General features: G+C 76.3%; 2 protein-coding genes. Both read right to left on the bottom strand.

The window, feature by feature from the left end; all coding sequences use genetic code 11:
- The coding region (locus DW309_RS01005) for a glycerate kinase (protein ID WP_136044278.1) at positions 1-741 on the bottom strand (741 nt) is incomplete at its 3' end.
- Positions 738-1,802 carry a LacI family DNA-binding transcriptional regulator gene (locus DW309_RS01000; protein WP_136044277.1) on the bottom strand — a complete coding sequence of 355 codons (1,065 nt, stop codon included), beginning with the start codon at positions 1,800-1,802 and terminating at the stop codon, positions 738-740. The genes DW309_RS01000 and DW309_RS01005, both read right to left, overlap by 4 nt.
- Between the last annotated feature and the right edge of the window lie 11 nt (positions 1,803-1,813).

Here is a 1,813-nt window from a genome sequence, read left to right as displayed (position 1 = left end):
CGCTCCGGCGCCCGGGTGCTCCGCGTCCACGTCCAGCAGCGACGCGAGCCGGGCGAGCGCCGCGTCGACGCGGGAGATGTCGCCCGGATCGGCCAGGCCCTTCTGCGGACCGAAGACCGCCGCGGCGCCGCGTGCGCCCGTGAGCGGATTCGTCACATCGGTGAGCACCCGCACCTCGGGAGCCGCCCGCAGGCCGTCGAGGTCGACGGCCGCGACGTCGTCCAGGCCCCGGGCTCCGGGAGCGACCGGGCGTCCCGCGCCGTCGAGGAAGCGGGCGCCCAGAGCGGTGAGCATGCCGATGCCGCCGTCGGTCGACGCGCTGGAGCCGATGCCGAGCACCAGCCGCGAGACGCCGTGGTCGAGCGCGGCGACGATGGCCTGCCCGAAGCCCGTGGTGTCCGCGTCCCACGGACGCGGTGCGGCGAGCAGCTCGATGCCCGACGTGGAGGCGATGTCGACCACTCCGGTGCCGTGCGGTGCACCGTCGTCGGGCGGCAGGAGGAGCCAGGACGTGTCGTGCGCGTCGCCGGCGGGACCGGTGACGCGCACGGGCATGCGCCGCGCCCCGGGGACGGCCGCCGCGAACGCCGCCACCGTGCCCTCCCCGCCATCGGCCATCGGGCGATGCACGAACTCTGCGTCGGGCTCGACCTCCGCCCACCCCTCGGCGAGTGCCTGCGCCGCCGCAGCCGCGGTGATGCTGCCCTTGAAGCTGTCGGGCGCGAGGACGACCCGGGTCACGCCGCTCCCGGGGTGCTGTCGCGCACGACCACCTCGAGCGCGAGCGGCGGCTGGGTCCAGTCGTCGTCGACGATCGCCCGGAAGGCCTCGTACCCGGCGTCGCTGAGCGGCACCCGGACCGTGGTGAGCGCGGGGGTCACATCCCGGCTGGACGGCACGTCGTCGAAGCCGCACACCGCGATGTCCGCGCCGACCTCGCGCTGCGCCGCACGGATCGCCGCCATCGCACCGATGGCCACCACGTCGCTGATCCCGAACACGACCGTGCCCGTCGGCACGCCCGCATCGAGGGCCGCGGTCATCGCCGCCGCGGCGGACTCGCGTCGGAAGTCGCCGCGGACGGTCTGCGCCACCGCGCCGCCGCCCTCCTCGAAGCCCGCGCGGAACCCGGCGAGGCGGTCGTCCGAGGTGCGCACGCCCTCCGCCGCCCCCACGAGAACGGCCGAGCGGTACCCGAGCTGTGCCATCCGGCGGCCGAGGGCCGTGGCACCGGCGCGGTTGTCGATCTCGACGCGGCGCGCTCCCTCGGCCTCCGCGCCGAACGCCACGACACGTCCGCCGAGTCGGATGAACTCCGCGAGCTCTCGGGCCGTCTCGGCCTGGCCCTCCTCCTGCGTGCGCGACGCGGCGAGGATGAGGCCCTGCGGCCGCTGCCCGCGCAGAGCCCGCACGATCCGCGCCTCGCGGGCGGGATCGCGCTCCGTAATCGCCACGGTGACGACGAGACCCTGCTCGTCGGCGCCGCGCGCGACGCCCGAGGCGATGAGACCGAAGTAGGGATCGGCGATGTCGGCCACGAGGAGGGCGATCACCGGCGAGCGCCCCCGTGCGGTCGCCTGGGCCGAGACGTTGGCCGTGTAGCCGAGGGCCGTGGCGGCGGCCTCCACCCTCTCGCGGAACGCGGTCGCGACCTTGCGCTCTGACCCGTTGAGCACCCGCGAGGCCGTGGCCAGCGAGACGCCGGCCTCGAGGGCGACGTCGTGCAGGGTGGGCGCCGGACCGCGAGCGTGGCGAGGACGACGCGCGGTCGGCGGCTCCGCCGGGGCGGCTGGCGTGGTCATGCCCAGAGCCT

It is taken from the genome of Microbacterium sp. K41, assembly GCF_004794395.1.
Taxonomy (GTDB): domain Bacteria; phylum Actinomycetota; class Actinomycetes; order Actinomycetales; family Microbacteriaceae; genus Microbacterium; species Microbacterium sufflavum.
This window is presented reverse-complemented; position numbering and strand designations above follow the sequence as displayed.